The organism is Hymenobacter sp. YIM 151500-1 (genome assembly GCF_025979885.1).
Lineage (GTDB): Bacteria > Bacteroidota > Bacteroidia > Cytophagales > Hymenobacteraceae > Hymenobacter.
The window spans coordinates 1,108,055-1,125,056 of sequence record NZ_CP110139.1 but is presented as its reverse complement, the minus strand read 5'-3'; the positions used below and the strand labels follow the sequence as shown (position 1 = coordinate 1,125,056).

General features: G+C 64.0%; 15 protein-coding genes. 14 read left to right on the top strand and 1 reads right to left on the bottom strand.

Annotated features, from left to right (window positions below; all coding sequences use genetic code 11):
* Nucleotides 1–43: 43 nt before the first annotated feature.
* From OIS53_RS04560 to OIS53_RS04505, 12 genes are all read left to right on the top strand, one after another.
* Nucleotides 44–307: a hypothetical protein gene (locus OIS53_RS04560; protein WP_264681212.1), complete on the top strand. Its 264-nt coding sequence runs from the start codon at nt 44–46 to the stop codon at nt 305–307.
* Between the two features lie 24 nt (nt 308–331).
* On the top strand, nt 332–1,066 hold the full coding sequence (locus OIS53_RS04555; protein ID WP_264681211.1) for an ATP-grasp domain-containing protein: 735 nt from the start codon (nt 332–334) through the stop codon (nt 1,064–1,066).
* Between the two features lie 160 nt (nt 1,067–1,226).
* Nucleotides 1,227–1,472: a hypothetical protein gene (locus OIS53_RS04550; RefSeq protein WP_264681210.1), complete on the top strand. Its 246-nt coding sequence runs from the start codon at nt 1,227–1,229 to the stop codon at nt 1,470–1,472.
* Between the two features lie 197 nt (nt 1,473–1,669).
* Entirely contained in the window at nt 1,670–4,852 is a 3,183-nt protein-coding gene (locus OIS53_RS04545) for a tetratricopeptide repeat protein (RefSeq protein WP_264681209.1), read from the top strand.
* Between the two features lie 274 nt (nt 4,853–5,126).
* Nucleotides 5,127–6,821 (top strand): TonB-dependent receptor, encoded by a 1,695-nt coding sequence (locus tag OIS53_RS04540; RefSeq protein WP_264681208.1) that lies wholly within the window; start codon nt 5,127–5,129, stop codon nt 6,819–6,821.
* Between the two features lie 204 nt (nt 6,822–7,025).
* Nucleotides 7,026–8,207, top strand: a complete 1,182-nt coding sequence (locus OIS53_RS04535) for an HU domain-containing protein (protein WP_264681207.1) — start codon at nt 7,026–7,028, stop codon at nt 8,205–8,207.
* A 98-nt stretch (nt 8,208–8,305) separates the two neighbouring features.
* Nucleotides 8,306–9,043, top strand: coding sequence for a MotA/TolQ/ExbB proton channel family protein (locus OIS53_RS04530; protein WP_264681206.1), 738 nt, complete (start codon nt 8,306–8,308; stop codon nt 9,041–9,043).
* Between the two features lie 119 nt (nt 9,044–9,162).
* Nucleotides 9,163–9,567, top strand: coding sequence for an ExbD/TolR family protein (locus OIS53_RS04525; RefSeq protein WP_264681205.1), 405 nt, complete (start codon nt 9,163–9,165; stop codon nt 9,565–9,567).
* Between the two features lie 143 nt (nt 9,568–9,710).
* Entirely contained in the window at nt 9,711–10,595 is an 885-nt protein-coding gene (locus OIS53_RS04520; protein ID WP_264681204.1) for a hypothetical protein, read from the top strand.
* A gap of 177 nt (nt 10,596–10,772) precedes the next feature.
* A complete protein-coding gene (locus OIS53_RS04515) occupies nt 10,773–12,074 on the top strand; it encodes a bifunctional folylpolyglutamate synthase/dihydrofolate synthase (protein WP_264681203.1) in 1,302 nt (433 codons plus the stop codon).
* 130 nt (nt 12,075–12,204) lie between these two features.
* The gene (gene trmB / locus OIS53_RS04510; RefSeq protein WP_264681202.1) at nt 12,205–12,867 is read left to right on the top strand and encodes a tRNA (guanosine(46)-N7)-methyltransferase TrmB; all 663 of its coding nucleotides are present in this window, start codon (nt 12,205–12,207) and stop codon (nt 12,865–12,867) included.
* A 246-nt stretch (nt 12,868–13,113) separates the two neighbouring features.
* A complete protein-coding gene (locus tag OIS53_RS04505; RefSeq protein ID WP_264681201.1) occupies nt 13,114–13,953 on the top strand; it encodes a maleylpyruvate isomerase N-terminal domain-containing protein in 840 nt (279 codons plus the stop codon).
* A gap of 55 nt (nt 13,954–14,008) precedes the next feature.
* Here the strand turns inward: OIS53_RS04505 and OIS53_RS04500 are convergent, their stop codons facing one another.
* Nucleotides 14,009–14,632, bottom strand: a complete 624-nt coding sequence (locus OIS53_RS04500; RefSeq protein ID WP_264681200.1) for a beta/alpha barrel domain-containing protein — start codon at nt 14,630–14,632, stop codon at nt 14,009–14,011.
* A gap of 235 nt (nt 14,633–14,867) precedes the next feature.
* On the opposite strand from OIS53_RS04500, the gene mnmA reads away from it, so the two are divergent.
* Entirely contained in the window at nt 14,868–16,016 is a 1,149-nt protein-coding gene (gene mnmA, locus OIS53_RS04495; RefSeq protein WP_264681199.1) for a tRNA 2-thiouridine(34) synthase MnmA, read from the top strand.
* 192 nt (nt 16,017–16,208) lie between these two features.
* Nucleotides 16,209–16,955: a hypothetical protein gene (locus OIS53_RS04490; RefSeq protein WP_264681198.1), complete on the top strand. Its 747-nt coding sequence runs from the start codon at nt 16,209–16,211 to the stop codon at nt 16,953–16,955.
* The last annotated feature ends 47 nt before the right edge of the window (nt 16,956–17,002 follow it).

Below are 17,002 nucleotides of genomic sequence, written 5' to 3'. Positions count from 1 at the left end.
CAACGACACTTGTCCCCACACTATTCCTGCCTCACGCCCACCTATGCGAGTCCTCGACATCATCCGCTTCTCCCCGCAGGAAACGTTTCTGATTGGCTACCCTACCGGCCCCGTGCAGGCCGGGTCCTGGGAACTGCGCTGCAACGGCGAGCTGGTAGCCACCCTGGACGTAACCGGCGAAGCCGAGCTGGAAGCCGGCCGCCGTGGCAAGCTGGCCCCGCCCCGCGCCGTGGTGTGCCGCGGCCCCGTCGACAAAAGCCGCTTCGACTTCACCCGCGACGAGGTGACGCTGGAGCGGGTGGCGTAATTTCAGCTAGCTTCGGCGCCACGTATGAAAGTGTACATTCAGAAAGGGGCCGACGGCGAATGCACGAGCGTCAACGGCTTTGTGGCCCTCGAAGGCTTCCGGCTTATGGGCTGGGAGATAGTGCCGTTCGTCGGCGCCAGTGAGTTGCAAGGCAACGCCCCCGACGAAGTGGTAGTAGGCCACATTGGGCAGGTGCGGTACGCCCTGCGGCAGTTGGGCCGGGACGTGCCGGCCGAGCTGGGCTATCCGGTGGCTATTCGGCCCTGGCTGGGACGGCGGCTGTGGCAATCTACCATCAACACCATTGCCAGCAGCCCGGAGCTGTGGCCGGTCTTTGTTAAGCCTATTTATGCGGCCAAGAAGTTTACGGGCGTACTCGTGCGCGGCACCCGCGACCTGGTAGGCTGCGGCGACCAACAGGAAGACACGCCCGTGTGGTGCTCGGAGCCGGTCAGCTTTGTGGCCGAGTGGCGCTGCTTTGTGCGCTACGGGCAGGTGCTCGACGCCCGCCACTACCGCGGCGACTGGCGGGTGCACTTCGACGCCCGCGTAGTCGAGCAGGCCGTAGCCGCCTACGCCGATGCACCCGCCGGCTACTCGCTCGACGTGGGCCTGACGGACGACGGCCGCACTGTAGTGGTGGAAGTCAATGACGGCTACTCGCTGGGCGCCTATGGCCTGACGCCGCTGAGCTACGCCAAGCTGCTCTCGGCGCGGTGGGCACAGATGACGGGCAGCCAGGATTACTGTAACTTCTGAGCGAAGCCAGCAACTGCTTCCGGTCAATTGGGCCCGAACGGGTTTGGTCAGACGGAGTATCCTGGTGCTGGCGGGAGATAGGAAAGGCCGACTAACTTACAAGCGCAGACAGAGGGCGGGCCTGTTTTTTATCTTGTACCCTGTTTCAAACTCTCAGTGTATGCCTTTATTCGACATAGAGATTATAAAGAAGGAGGTGAAGACCCTGCCACAGATAGCGGGGTATTCTGGGCTGATGGTGGCGGTGCTACTGTTGACACGATACGTAGAGCGCGGCGGTGGGTCTTTAATAAACCTGATTCCTGGTTTCTTAAGCGCCACGGCAAAGTTCACCGCTCTTTTCTTTACACTGGGGTGCGCGCTTTCATTAGGTAGAGCAGCCCTGAAGCGAAAAAATCAGGAGTGAATGGAAGCCTTGCCCGTAAAAGCAAGGCTTTTTTCTTACATCAGCCTCCAACCATCTTCCACACCAAACCCACCCCGCACCGCGTTACCACGGGCAAAAAGGCCGTTTCCGGGGCAACCCCGGCCGAACTTTTCGCTACTTTTGGTTTAGCTCCGAAGCCCTGGCGGCTTTGGCCTCTCTCCGCGTAACTCTCCAGAATGAAGTTGATACCCCGTTTGGCGCTGGCCGCCACGCTGACCACGGCCGCGCCTGCCGCCGCCCTGGCCCAGCAAACCCAGGTGTTCACCAACGATGAGCGCCACTTCCAGGAAGGCCTCGAGCTGTTTGACCGGGGCAAGTACGGCGCCGCCCAGCAGGCCTTTCAGCGCTACCTCGACCTGACCCAGCGCCGCCACGCCGAGCTGGCCCCCGGCCGCACCATCGACGCCGAATACTACACCGCCCTCACCGGCCTCTACCTGTTCCGGCCCGATGCTGAGGACCGCATCCTGGGCTTCGCCTCCCAGAACCCGGCCCACCCCAAAGCCGCCCAGGCCTACTTCGAGCTGGGCAAGTTCTACTTCGACAAAAAGGACTACGCCCGCGCCGTGAGCTACCTGCAAAAGGTGGGGCCCGACAACCTCACCGACGAGCAGCGGGCCGAGTCGGAGTTTAAGCTGGGCTACGCCTACTTCGCCCAGAAGGAGTTCGATAAGGCCAAGCTGCAATTTGACCGCAACAAGCAGGGCCAGCACCAGTACCGCTACGCCAGCGCCTACTACGCCGGCTACCTGGCCTACCGGGCCGGCGACTACAAGGGCGCCCGCACCGACCTAGCCGTGGCCGAGCAGAACGACGCCTACCGCCCCGTGGTGCCGGCCGTTATGGCCCAGATTTACTATAAAGAAGGCGACTACGCCGGGCTGATTGACTACGCCGCCACGGCCCTGAAGCAAACCCCGCCGCCCCAGAGCGCCGACGAGATTCAGCTGCTGGTGGGCGACGCCTACTACCAGCAGCGGGACTTCGCCAAGGCCGCCGAGTACTTCGACAAATACGCCGCGGGCCGCAAGAAAATCGACCCCGAGGTGCAGTACAAAATCGGGTACGCTAACTTCAAGCAGGGCGACTTCAAGGGCGCCATCGGCAGCCTGAAAGGCGTGGCCGCCCGCCGCGACTCCCTGGGCCAGAACGCGGCCTACCACCTGGGCCTGAGCTACCTCAAAACCAACCAGAAGCAGCTGGCCCTGAACTCGTTTGACGCGGCCCGCAAGCTCAGCTTCGACAAGAACATCAGCGAAAACGCCACCGTGCGCTACGCTCAGGTCAGCTACGAGCTGGGCAACACCCAGGAAGTCATTGCCGCCGTGCGCGACTTCCCGAAACGGTTTCCGCGCTCCAAAAACCAGGCGGCCGTGGACGATATTCTGAGCGAGAGTTTCCTGAACTCCTCCGACTACTCCCAGGCCCTGGCCTACCTCGACAACCTGGAGGAGCGCAGCCCCCGCCTCAACGCCACCTACCAGCGCGTGGCCTATTTGCAGGCAGCCACCCTTTACAACAACAACCGCTACCAGGAGGCCCTGCCCGTGCTCGACAAGAGCCTGAAGCACCCCCAGGACGACGCCCTGCGCGCCGCCGCTCAGGTGCTCAAGGGTGAAATCTATTCCGTGGGCCAGCAGTACCAGCCCGCCATTACGGCCTATACCGCCGCCGCCCGCACCGCCCGCGACGGCGCCGCTGCCGCCACCGACTTCGACCAGAAGGCCCGCTACGGCCTGGGCTACGCCTACTACAACACCAAGCAGTACGACCGGGCCCGGCAGCAGTTCCAGGCCTGGCTGCAAGACCCGGCGGCCAAGCCCACCGACCCCAACTACTACGACGTAACCCTGCGCTTGGGCGACACCTACTACATCGGCAAGCAGTACGCCCAGGCCCTGGAGCAGTACGACAAGGTGATTCAGGCCAACGCCGCCGACAAGGACTACGCCTACTACCAGAAGAGCGTGACCCTGGGGCTGATGGGCCGCCGCGAGGAAGCCTCGCGCACCCTGGCTACCCTACTCAAAACCGCGCCCACCTCCCGCTACGCCGATGACGCCGTGTACCAGCAGGCCCAGCTCGACTACGAAGCCGGGGCCTTTCAGCCGGCGGTGGAGGGCTTTAGCAAGCTGATTCAGAACCGCCCTAACTCCCCCCTGATTCCGTCGGCCTTGCAGAAGCGGGGCGTGGCCTACCAGAACCTGGAGCAGCACGCCAAAGCCGCCGAGGACTTCAAGCGAGTGCTGGCCGAGTACCCGCGCACCAAAGCCGCCCAGAGCGCCATCTACAGCTTGCAGGAAAGCTTATCGGCCCAGGGCAAGACCGAGGAGTTTGACCAGTACCTGGCCACGTTCCGCCAGCAGAACCCCGACAGCAAGGCCGCCCAGAGCGTGGAGTTTGAAGCGGCTAAGTCGCTGTATTTGGCTGAGAAGTACCAGCAGGCCATTCCGCGCCTGGAAAGTTACCTCAAGCAGTACCCCGACAACGCCCTGGCCGTGGATGGCCGCTACTTCCTGGCCGATTCCTACCTGCGCACCGGCCGCAAAGCCGACGCCCTGCCGCGCCTGAAAGCCGTGGTCGAAGAAGGCAAAAGCGAGTTTGTGAACCGGGCTGTGGGCCGGGTGGCCGACCTGGAGTTTGAAAATAAAAACTACGCCGAGGCCGCCAAGTATTACACCCGCCTGCGCGAAGTGTCGCAGAACAAGCGGGAGGTGGCCAACGCCGGCATCGGGCTGATGAAAAGCTACTTCGAGTCCGGCGACTACGAGGGCACCCGCCGCGTGGCCCAGGAGCTGCAAGCCCAGGGCGGGGCTTCGCTGAACGCTACCAACCTGGCCCTGCTCTACCTGGGCAAGGCCAGCTACCGGGCCGGCAACCTCGACCAAGCCGTTGCGGAGCTGATCACCGCTGCCAGCACCGCCAAAGACGAAAGCGGCGCCGAAGCCCAGTACCTGCTGGCCGAGGCTCTGTACCAGCAGAAGAAGTTTCCCGAAGCCCTGGACGCCGCCTACAAGAGCAACTCCGACTTCGCCAACTACGACCTATGGCTGGGCCGGGCCTTCCTGCTGATTGCTGATGTGTACACGGCCCAGAACGAAATCTTCCAGGCCCGCGCCACGCTCAACTCCATTATTGACAACAAATTCCCGGTAGCCGAAATCGTGGAAGCCGCCCGGCAGAAGCTGGCTGCCCTGCCCGCCGACCCTGCCGCCACGCCCGCGCCCAAACCCGCTCCCACCAAGCCGACCACCAAGCCCACGGGCAGGCCGGCCCCCGGCAAAACCGCCGGCCGCAACTCCCTGGTACCCACCAACGCCCAGCCCGCCGACTCCACAGCCGCGCCGGCCGAGGAGTAGGGGCGCGTCGCACGCGCCCGGCCGGCCGCGCCGTCTGGACGTCATCGTGCCCAGCCAACTGCTCAGCGACGCACCCGGCCGAACGAGTGAAATAGCCAGCCGGCACCGACGAGGAGACGCGAAGGGTCGCGTCTCTACAGTCTGCACCAATACATCAAGCAGGCGTACGCAAATAACTGATAAAGAGAAATAAATAGGGGAGAGGTATAGGGAAAAGATGCCGCCAAAACAACACCCAAGTCTCTAAGCCCCCAAGCCCCTAAGTCCCTACCACATGACCCATAAACTGCTGGCCGCCGCGGCCCTGTTCACTGCCACTGCTTCCGCTACAGATGCCTGGGCGCAGAAGTCGCGCGGCAAGATTGAGGACGCCGAAATCGAGATTGTGAAGGAGCGGGTGAACGAGCTGCCCGAAGCTACCCGCAACTTCGAAAAGGTAAAGATTGAGGCCCCGACCAAAACCGAGAAGCAGGTTTCCTACACCTTTCCTGACTTCCGCCTGCCCGCCGACAAGCTCAACCCCTCGGTGCGGGTACTGACCATCCGGCAGGAGGAGCTGGCCCCGCAAACCGGCAACTACCTCAAGGGTGCCCTCGGCAACTACGGCACTCTCTACGCCCGCGGCTACCTGCACAACACCCGCTCCGACGCCGCCTCCTACGGGCTGAACTTCCAGCACCTGTCGTCGAGCCGGGGGCCGGTGGACCGCCGGAACTCCGCCCAGAGCCAGACCAGCCTGGGCCTGAACGGCGAAACCTACAGCGGCAGCACCGCCCTGGGCGCCCGCCTGGACCTGGGCCGGGAGCGGTACAACTTCTACGGCTACAACCGCAACTTCCGCGAGCTGCCCGAGCCGGACAGCATCAAGCAGGTGTTTGGCCGGGCCGCCCTCAAAGTGTACGCCCGCAACCGGGCCGCCGATGCCGCTTTCCAGTACGACCTAACGTTGGGCTACAACTTCTGGAAAGACCACTACCAGGCCCGCGAAAGCAAAATCTACGCCGCCCTGCGCTCCGGCTACCGCCTCTCCGAAACCAGCCGCGTGAACATCAACGGCGACCTGTCTTTCATCTCGCACAAGGATTCCCTGACCGTTTCGCGGCCCTTCGTGCAGGTGACGCCGGCCTACGAGCTGACCCTGAACCGCCTGGTGGTATCGGCCGGGGCCACGCTGGGCTACACCGGCGACACCATCCAGCGGGCCCGGCAGTTCAACGCCTACCCGGCCCTGCGCGCCGCTTACACCGTGACCGAGGATAAGCTGGTAGTGTTTGCGGGCCTGGGCGGGGCCATCCAGCGCGTGACGCTGTATGACCTGACCACCGAAAACCCCTGGCTGGCGCCCAACGTGCGCGTGGCCGACACCCGCCGCGGGCCCACGTTCTACGCCGGCCTGAACGCCACGCCCGCCCGCAACCTGGAGGTCAACGCCCGCTTTACCCTGGCCAACGACCGGAACCTGTACTTCTACAACAACTCCCGCCGCGACTCCAGCAAGTTCGACTTGGTGTACGACCCCAAGGCCACCCAGCTTGTCAACATCCACGGCGAAATCATCTACAACCAGGCCGAGCAGTTTCGCCTGGGCTTCAAGGCCGATTACAACGGCTACAACGTGAAAACCCTGGCCCAGGCCTTCCACCGCCCGGCCTTCCAGTCGGTGCTGTTCGGCACCTACAACGTGTACGAAAAGCTGCTGCTGGGCGCGGAGTTGTACACGATTAGCTCGAGCTACGGTTCGGTGCTGCGCCGCCAGGGCGGCGTGGCGCCACTGCCGGTTTCCTTCCGCGAAGTGGTGCAGCCCACCGAGACAGTCATCGACCTGAACTTGCGGGCCGACTATCGGATGTTGGAAAATCTGTCCATCTTTGCTCTGGGCAACAATTTGCTGGGCCGTAGCAACGAGCGTTTTCTGAACTATCCGGTGAAGAAGATCAACGTGCTGGCCGGCGTTACCTACGACTTTTAACTTGTCCGGACTTGATGCAAGACAGTAAGCAGCAGTATCAACCGTCATCCTGAGCACCGCGCAGGACCTGCTCACGTGAGAACGGGTCGTTGGTACGACCATCGTTCTTGCGTGAGCAGGTCCTGCGCGCTGCGTACGTTAGACGACAAGTGCTTTGCTTGCCAGCCTGCCTTCGCTCCGCCTTCACCTTTGCACATTTCCAGCATGCTATCCGACCACATCCGCACCTTGCTCCGGGACCATGACTGCGTTATCATCCCCGATTTCGGCGGCCTGATTGCCGATTACGCGCCCGCCCAGATTCATCCGGTGCGGCACACGCTGGCCCCGCCGGCCAAGCGCGTGGCCTTCAACCAGTCCCTGACCCGCAACGACGGACTGCTGGTGGATGCGCTGAGCCGCGCGCTGCGCGTGAGCACGGCCCAGGCCCGGCAGCTGGTGCGCGAAGCGGTGCTGCGCATGCAGCAGGAGCTGGAAAACGGCCGCCGCGTGGAGCTGAGCGGGGTGGGCAACTTCCGCCGCGCCCCCGGCCGCGGGGTGGAGTTTGAGTACACCGGCGCCCAAAACCTGCTCAACGCCAGCTTCGGCCTGCCCGAATTAGTGTCGAGGCCCGTGCGGGCTACCGATGCCTTGCTGGCGCGGGAGCGGCCGGCTCCGGCGCCCCTGCTGGCCAGTGGCCGCAGCCCCCGCGCCCTGCGCCTGTTTCGCGCAGCAGCGGCCGTGGTCATTACCGGCCTGGTGCTGTCGGCCAACTACCTGGTGGCCGAGCGCTACAACTACCTGCCCGAATCCTGGCGCCTGTCGGACGCGGCGTCGGCGGCATCCCAATCCACCGCCCAGCCGGCTGCCGACACCCAGCCCATGCAGCGCCAGCAAGCCGCCCTCGGCAACAATGCCCTGGCTTCTACCTCGGAGCTGACGGCCGCGCCGGCGCCCACGGTGGCCCCAGCCCAGCCCGCAAAAGCCGCCGCCAAGCCGGCGCCAGCTAAGGCCAAGACCCCGGCGCGGGCCGCCAAGCTGGCGGCTACGGGCGCCGGCCAGGGCCGCAAGCCCGCGGCCAAAACCCCGGCCAAGGCCAAGCCCAAAGCTCCCGGCTGGGAAAAAGCCGCCGCTACGAATGCTGCTGCCGGGTCAGCGGCCACGACAATTAAAGGCCGCACCGGTCGTTTCTTCGTGGTGGCCGGCTCCTACACCAGCCTTAAAAACGCCGAAAAGGGCCGCCAGGCCCTGGCCCGGCTGGGTCACCCGGCCCGCGTGATTCTGCCCCAGCCCGGCAGCCGCCAGTTCAAGCTGTCAGTGGCCGATTTCGCCGACCGCACCTCCGCCGACCGCCAGGCCAGCATCCTGCGCAAGCGCATGGGCAACTTGTGGGTGCTGAATTATTAACTACCGCGGGGCAGTACGCCAGCGAAAGTGAGAAGCGGACGGCCTAAGCTCCCTCGCTTCTCACTTTGTCCGTTTACGCTCTCCCATTTCAAGCTCGCATGACGTTTTTGCTTTCTCTGTTGCTCCAAATGCAAGTGGGCGGCGCCGCCCCCGCCGCCGCCGCCCCCGCCGCTGCCGACTCCGCCGCCACGGCGGCCAATGCCACGGCCAACGCCGCCGCTTCGGACTTGTCGCTGATTGACCTGATCTTGGCCGGGGGCTGGATTATGGTGCCGCTGTTTCTGCTCTCCATCATCTCCATCTACATCATTCTGGAGCGCTACCTCACCATCCGCAAGGCCGGGGCCGTGCCCGAGTCGTTTATGCCCGGCATCCGGGGACTGATGGTGAAGGGCGACTTGCAGGGCGCCAAAATGCTTTGCGCCCAGAACCCCACGCCTCTGGCCCGCATGGTAGAGAAAGGCATCCGGCGGGTGGGCCTGCCGCTCAAGGAAATCGAAACCAGCGTGGAGAACGTGGGCAAAATCGAAATTGCCCGCCTCGAAAAGAACATCAACGTGCTGGGCATCGTGGCCGGTGTGGCGCCCATGCTGGGCTTCGTGGGTACTATCATCGGCGTAATCAAAATCTTCTACGCCATCAGCTCCACCGGCGACTTCGGCATTGCCCAGATTTCCGGCGGCTTGTACACGAAGATGGTAACGTCGGCGGCCGGCCTCATCGTGGGCATCATCGCCCACATCGGCTACCACTGGCTCAGCATCATGGTGGAGCGCATGGTCTTCCGCATGGAAAACTCCGCCATCGAGTTCATGGACATCCTTCAGGATAATTAAGGTCAGTTAAAAAGTTAGAAAGTTGAGAAGTTAGGAAGTAAAAGGACTGATTGACACCTGCTTCTAACGCACCTCACGCACTTTCTACCTTTTTAACTTCCCAACTTCTCAACTACTGCATGGACCTCAGCCGGCGCCGTAAGCTTTCTTCCCACGTCGAGACGGGCTCGATGAACGACATCATGTTCTTTCTGATGCTGTTCTTCCTGATTGTGTCCACGATGGTGAACCCCAATGTCATCAAGCTCATGCTGCCCAATGCCCGCTCGGGCAAGCAGGCCATGAAGCAGCCCATTACCGTGTCGGTGGATGCGGCCGGGCAGTACTTTATCGACCGGCAGAACATCAGCCCGGCCCAGCTGGAACCCGAGCTGGCCCGCCGCGTACAGGGCCTGGAAAGCCCCACCGCCGTGCTGCGCGTAGATGCCTCGCTGAACGTCCAGAAGCTGGTGGACATCCTGGAAATTGGCAACCGATTGAAGATAAAAATGGTCATGGCCACCCAGGCCCAGCAGGGGAAGTGAGTTAGAAAAGACCGTCATGCTGAGCGGAGCCGAAGCATCTCTCCCTCTGGCTAATCAATAGCACTGCAACGAAGCGGTAGAGATGCTTCGACAAGCGGACGCCAGATGGAGCAGGACGGTCTGCTAGCAACAAACCACGAAAAATGAACATGGAGTATCGGGAAGAACACCGGCGCGAGGCAGTAATTGGGACCGTGGTGCTGCACGCGGCCCTGGCGGCGCTGTTTGTGTTTACCGTGTTCAAAGGCCCCGACCCGCCGCTGGAAACCCTGGGCGGCGACGGCGTGGAGCTGAACTACGGCGTCGACGAAGTGGGCTCCGGCGACGTGCAGAGCCAGGCCCCGGCCAATGAGTCACCGAACCGGGAGGACAGCCGCCCGCCGGCCGCCCAGCCCGACCCCACGCCGCCCCAGCCCGTAGCCCAACCCGACCCGACCCCGCCCAGCGAGGAGCGAGTCGTCACCAGCGAAGCCGAGGAAAGCCCCGTGACGGTGCCGCCCGTGGAAAAGCCTGCTCCGCCTAAGGAAGAAGTTCAGCCCGAACCCCCGCGCCCGAAAGTAGACCAGCGGGCCGTATTTACGCCCCGCGCCAACCGCACTGACGGGGGCGGCAACGGCGTGAACGGCACCAGCAACGCGCCCACCGGCAACAACAACGGCGACAACCCCGGCACCGTGGGCGACAAGGGTGACCCGCGCGGCACCTACGGCGGCACGGCCTACAGCGGCGAACCAGGCAGCGGTGGCCGTGGCACCAGCCCCGGCAGCGGCGGCCTCGAAATGGCCGGCTGGGCCTTTGTGAGCAAGCCCGTAGCCCCGGCCATCGACAATACCTCGGGCTTTGTGCGCTTCAAAATCAAGATTAACGCCGACGGCGAGATTGAGTCCGTAACTAAAGTATCGGGCAACGTGACGCCGGCCCAGGAAAAAGCCTGCCGCGACGCTCTGGAAAACGTGGAGTTTCGCCGCACCAGCTCGGCTGAGGGCGGGGCCACGGGTTTCTACACCTTCCGCATTACGGTGCGCTGAATCGCGGATTGAACGGATTTAAGGATTGTGCGGATTTTGCTTACGAAGCAGCTAGACTAACATGCCGTAGCCGAACCGGGCCGTAGCCGAACCGGGCCGTAGCCTAACGTGCCTTAGCTGAACCAAGCCGTCACCAAAATCCGCGCAATCCTTAAATCCGTTCAATCCGCGATTCAGATGACCTACCAGCAAACCCTCGACTACCTCTACCAGCAGCTGCCTATGTTTCAGCGGGTGGGGGCGGCGGGGTACAAGCCGGGGCTGGAGCGCACCGAGCAACTGGCCGCCGCCCTGGGAAACCCCGAGCGGCGCCTGCACTGCGTGCACGTGGCCGGCACCAACGGCAAGGGCAGCTCCAGCCACCTGCTGGCGGCGGTGTTGCAAGCCGCCGGCTACCGGGTAGGCCTCTACACCTCGCCCCACCTCAAGGAGTTCATGGAGCGCATCAAAGTCAACGGCCAGGACCTGGCCCCGGACTACCTGGTGGCCTGGGTGGCACGTTGGCGCGGGCTCTTTGACGAGGTGCAGCCTTCGTTTTTTGAAATGTGCGTGGCCCTGGCTTTCGACTATTTTACCGCCGAACAGGTAGACGTGGCCGTGGTGGAAGTGGGCCTGGGTGGGCGGCTAGATTCGACCAACATCATCCGGCCCCTGGTCTCGCTTATCACCAACATCAGCTACGACCACCAGGCCCTGCTGGGCGACACGCTGCCCCAGATTGCTAGTGAAAAAGCCGGCATCATCAAGCCCGGCGTGCCGGCCATCATCAGCCAGACCCAGCTCGAAGTGCAAGCCGTGTTCGAGCAGAAAGCCGCCCAGGAGCAAGCCCCGCTGCTGCTGGCCGACCAGCACTACCGCGTGACCCTGCTGCGCGAGCCGGCCCCCGACGAAGCCACCCAGCTCCTGCGCGTGGACCACGACGGCCGCCTGTACCTGGATGAGCTGGAGCTAGGCCTAGTGGGCGACTACCAGCGCCTGAACCTGCCCGGCGTGCTGGCCACCCTGGATGAGCTGCGCCGCCAGGGGTTCGAGCTGCCCGAAGCGGCCGTGCGGGAGGGCCTGCGCGAGGTAGGTCGCCTTACCGGTTTCCGGGGCCGCTGGACCGTCCTGGGCCGCCGCCCCCTGGTGGTTTGCGACACGGGCCACAATGAGGCGGGCATCCGCTTCATTACGGGCCAGCTGGCGCGGCTGCCCTACCGCCGGCTGCACTTCGTGCTGGGCGTCGTCAATGACAAGGATATGAGCAAGATGCTGGCCTTGCTGCCCAAAGAAGCCACATACTACTTCTGCCAGGCCAACATTCCGCGAGCCTTGCCAGCCGGAGAGCTGGCCAGCCAAGCGGCGGCCGTGGGCCTGGTAGGGCAGGAGTGGGGGCCGGTACCTGCCGCCGTAGCCGCCGCCCGTGCCGCCGCCGCTCCCGAAGATGTGGTCTTCATTGGGGGCAGTACTTTTGTGGTAGCGGAAGTGGAGGGGCTGTAGCCGCGCGGCGCAAGCCAGGCAACCACCATTCTGCACCCTGCTTTCCAGCGGGCCTGCTGCTCGGACGCCTACGCCGCGCCGCTGACCTTCACTTCCCAACTTCACCACTTCTTACCTTTCTAACTTCCCCGTGAGTCGCGTTAAACTGAAGCGCTTTGCCGATAATGCCCAGCGGGCCGACGTTGTGGAACCGGGCAAGCCTACTTACCAGCAGCTGGGTGGGCGCTGGCACGAGGCGTTTTTCCGAAACCCGAACCCGATTACCCTGGAAGTGGGCTGCGGCAAAGGCGAGTACACCGTGGGCCTGGCCGCGCGCTACCCCGCGCGCAACTTCCTGGGCCTCGACATCAAGGGCGACCGAATCTGGCGGGGGAGCACCCGCGCCGAGGCCCTGGGCCTGCTGAATGTGGGCTTTATCCGCACCCGGGCCCACGAGCTGCTCACGCACTTCGCGCCCCAGGAGCTGCACGAAATCTGGATTACCTTTCCCGACCCGCGCCCCCGCGACCGGGACATCAAGCGCCGCCTCACCGCCCCGCGCTTCCTCGACCTCTACCAGCAGCTCCTGCGTCCCGGCGGCCTCGTCCACCTCAAAACCGACAACGAGGACTTGTTCGACTTCACCCTGGCCACCGTGCAGCGGCGCCCCGGCGCCACCATCCTGGCCCACACCAAGGACCTCTACGCCACCCCCGAGCTGCTCCCGCACGCCGAAGACATCCAGACCACCTTCGAGCGGAAATACCGCACCCTGGGCGTGCCCATCAAGTACCTGCAATTTCGGCTGGGTTAGAAGGCTGGGTTAGAAGCGGTTTGCGTTACGCTACCAGGTTGGTTGACCGGTGTAGAGACGCAACATCCTGGGTCTTTTCGCGGGCGTACTGTTCGGCGGGGACACGCGAAGGGTCGCGTCTCTACCCCGCGCTGGCCTCTCGACCAATAACTCCAACCGCTCCTTAAGCGCCCCAGGTCGCCCTACCGAAAGAGGCAGGGTACGATTTGCGCCGCATGGTGTTCCACATCGTTGTTTTTCAACCTCATGCAAGCGGCTCCCATCCCCGAAACCCTGCCCTTATTCCCGGAACTGGACCGACTGCTGCTGGAGGTGCTGCGCGGCCTGCCGCCCGCTGAGTGGCAGTGGCCCACGCTGTCCCCTGGCTGGCGGGTGCACGAGGTAGCTCTGCACCTGCTCGATGGCAGCCTGCGTACGTTGTCGATGCTGCGCGACGGCCACGTTGCCGGCACGGGACCGGCCAGCGGCGAGTACACCGACGTGGTGCGCTACCTGAATGCGCTGAACGGTGCCTGGGTGCAGGCCGGGCAGCGCCTGAGCCCGGCGGTGCTGACGTGGCTGCTGGAGCTGGTGGGGCCGGCCTACAACGGCTTCCTGGCCACCCTGGACCCAGCCACTCCGGCCGCCTTCGCCGTAGCCTGGGCTGGGGAAACCACTTCATCCAACCACTTTCACGTAGCGCGGGAGTACACCGAAAAATGGCACCACCAGCAGCAGATTCGCCAGGCGGTGGGGCAGGAGGAGCCGCTGCTGCGTCCCGAATTGTACGGGCCTTTTCTGGCCACCTGCGTACAGGCTTTACCGCACCACTACCGCCCGGTGCCAGCCGCGCCCGGTGTGGCCGTGCGCCTGCATATCAGCGGCCCGGCTGCCAATACGTGGTTTCTGGTGCGTACCGCCACGGGATGGACGCTGGGCCAGCACTACCCCGGCCCGGTGCAAGCCGAAATAGAGCTGGACGGGCTAGTGGCCTGGCGGCTGTTCACCAAAAGCCTGCCCCCGGCCGAAGCCGCGTCGCACCTGCGCTTACAAGGCCCCACGGAGCTGACGCAACCCATTTTTTCCCTGGTGACAGTAATGGGTTAGGATAGAAAACAGAAACCGCTGCGGAGCTTGGCTGCGGGGCGGTTTCTGTTTTTGACTATTGCTCTTCCAACTGCTCAAATACGGCTTCCATTTCGTCGAAGTCGCGCAGGCCGGGCTTGATTTCGTCGCCGCCTTCCAGCACGATGCCGGCGGGCTGCACCAGTTCAACGAAGTCGCGCAGTGTGGTAGGGGCATAGCCGGCGCTCAGCCACAGGGGGTAGGTGCGGGCCTGCTCCGTGAGGCGAACCAGGTCGGCGGGTGTGGGCAGCGGGGTGGGGGGAGCAGCCAGCACGAAGCCGTGGTGGTGCGAGGCCAACTCGCGGAAGCGCAGGTCCACGTCCTCGGGCAGCATGTCGGGAACCCAGGGCAGCAGGCGCAGGGCCGGCACGGGTAGCTGGGCCAGCTCGTGGGCGGGGCGGCGGCGGTGCAGCAGCACGGCGTGCAGGCCGCACTGCTGCACCACGGCGCTGATGTCGGCTACCGGCAGCGTGTCGAACTCCCCGATGAGCTGCACGCCGGCCACCCAGCCGCTCAGCTCCTGCACGGCTTCGGGCGTGAGGGCCTCCGTCAGGGCCGGGTCGAGGCGGAAGGTGAGCGAGTCGGCGCCCATGCCGGCGCAGTAGCGGGCATCCGACAGGTTGTTGATGCCACGCACCATGACGGGAACAAGCAAGGACATAGGGAGTTGGTTTTTTGTTTTTCGTTGTTCGAGAAGGGCCTGGACGCCGCGTACGACATGGCCGAGCCAGATGCCGGCCGCTTTTCAGCAAGCCGAAACCAAGCGCCGAAAGCTGAAACGAGCCGCAAAAGACGACAAACGAACGGCGAACAACAAAAAAACGAACCGCGCGCCAGCCCTTACCTTTGCGTATTCGGCCGGAACCTTTCACGCTTCGGGCGCTTTTTCAGTTACTATGCAAACTTCGAAAGGACGGGTGCTGGTTGCCATGAGCGGCGGCATCGACAGCTCGGTGGCGGCGGTGCTGCTGCACGAGCAAGGCTACGAGGTGGTCGGGATGACCATGAAAACCTGGGACTACGCTTCGGCGGGCGGCAGCAAAAAGGAAACCGGCTGCTGCTCGCTGGACTCCATCAACGACGCCCGCCAGATTGCCGTGGACCTGGGCTTCCCGCACTACATCATTGACATTCGCGACGAGTTCGGGGATTTTGTCATCAGCAACTTCACCGAAGAATACCTGGCCGGCCGCACGCCTAACCCCTGCGTGCTCTGCAACACCCACATCAAGTGGGACGCCCTGCTGCGCCGCGCCGACCAGCTTGGCTGCGAGTTTATTGCCACCGGCCACTACGCCCAGGTGCGCCATGAAAACGGCCGCTACGTCATCAGCAAGGGCCTCGACGACAACAAAGACCAGAGCTACGCTCTGTGGGGCGTCACCCAGCAGAGCCTAGCCCGCACGCTGTTCCCGCTGGGCCAGCTGCGCAAGACGGCCATCTACGACTTTGCCCGGCAACGGGGCTTTACGGAGCTGGTAAACAAGCCCGAGAGCTACGAAATCTGCTTTATTCCCGACAACGACTACCGCGGCTTTCTGCGGCGCCGGGTGCCGGGCCTGGAGGAGCGCGTGGCCGGCGGCGAGTTTGTGCTGCGCAACGGCACCGTGGTGGGCCGCCACGAGGGCTACCCGTTCTACACCATCGGGCAGCGCAAGGGCCTGGGCGTGGCCCTGGGCTTCCCGGCCTACGTCACCGAAATCCGCCCCGATACCAACCAGGTGGTGCTCGGCAACTTCGAGGAGCTGGCCAGCACCCGCACGGTGGTGGGCAAGCTCAACATGGGCAAGTACGCCACGCTGGAAGGCCGCGGGCTGGTGCCCAGCATCACCAAAATCCGCTACAACCACGACGGGGCCCCGGCCTTCCTGGAGCAACACGGCGACAAAATCTACGTCTACTTCGAGGCGCCCGTGCACGCCGTCACGCCCGGCCAGGCCGCCGTGTTCTACGACGGGCCCGACGTGCTGGGCGGGGGCTGGATTGAGCGCCACACCATCGGCGAGATTCCCGAGCCCTCGGCGGCCGTGGCCGCGGCTGGCTAAGGTGGTTTCTTTCAACGGCCAGCTCCCGGTATACCACTAGCCGGAAGCTGGCCGTTGACAAACTGCGGTGGCTGTTCCCTGCGTATCTTGCTGGCTGAAGAAACTACCACGCCCGATTAGCAGTGCATTCACTGTTTACGCGCTACATTCTCATGTATAAGGCCTGAATATATGTTCCATTCCTACGTTTCAATGATGATTACGAAAGCCCCGCGCCGCATTAAGCAGGTGGCGGAGTTGCTGCTGGCTGGCGCCGGACTGCTGGCGGCCAGCTGCCAGACCGAAACCGAGCCCGCCCCCGACCAGGGCCAGAGCTACTACCCGCTGGAGCTGGGCTCGTACCGCATTTACGACGTAGCCGACACCACCTTTCGGGCCAACGTGCCCACGGTGAGCCGCTTCCAGTTTCGGGAGCAGGTAGATGCGCAGATGGAGCCCGACGCCACCGGGCAGCCGGCCTACCGCATCATCCGCAGCCGCCGCGCCACCCCGGCCGACAGCTGGCAGTTCGACAGTGTGTTTACCGTAACGGCCACGCCCAAGCACGTGCTGCTTGCGCGCAACAACCGCCGCACCGTGGAGCTGGTGTTTCCGGTGGAAGAAGGCAAAGTCTGGAACCTGAACGCCTTTAATACGCTCGACACCATTGAGGCCGAAAACCGCCTGTACGTGCACGTGGGCCGGCCCCTGACCGTCAGCAGCAACGGCCGGCAGTTTCAGTACCCCAACACCGTAACTACCATCAACGACGTGCGCTACGACGTCAACGCGTTCTACGCCACCATCCGGCGCGACGTGTTTGCCCAGGGCGTGGGGCCGGTGTACCGGGTGCGGCGCCGCTTCACGTTTTGCAGCAACGACCCTACCTGCGTGCCCCGGCCCACCTACATTCACCAGGGCCAGTCGCGCAGCGAAATCCTGGTGGAAAGCGGCCGGTAGCCTGGCTGCCGCAAGAAAAGAGAGGCTTTACGAGCGGCTGGTTCTGG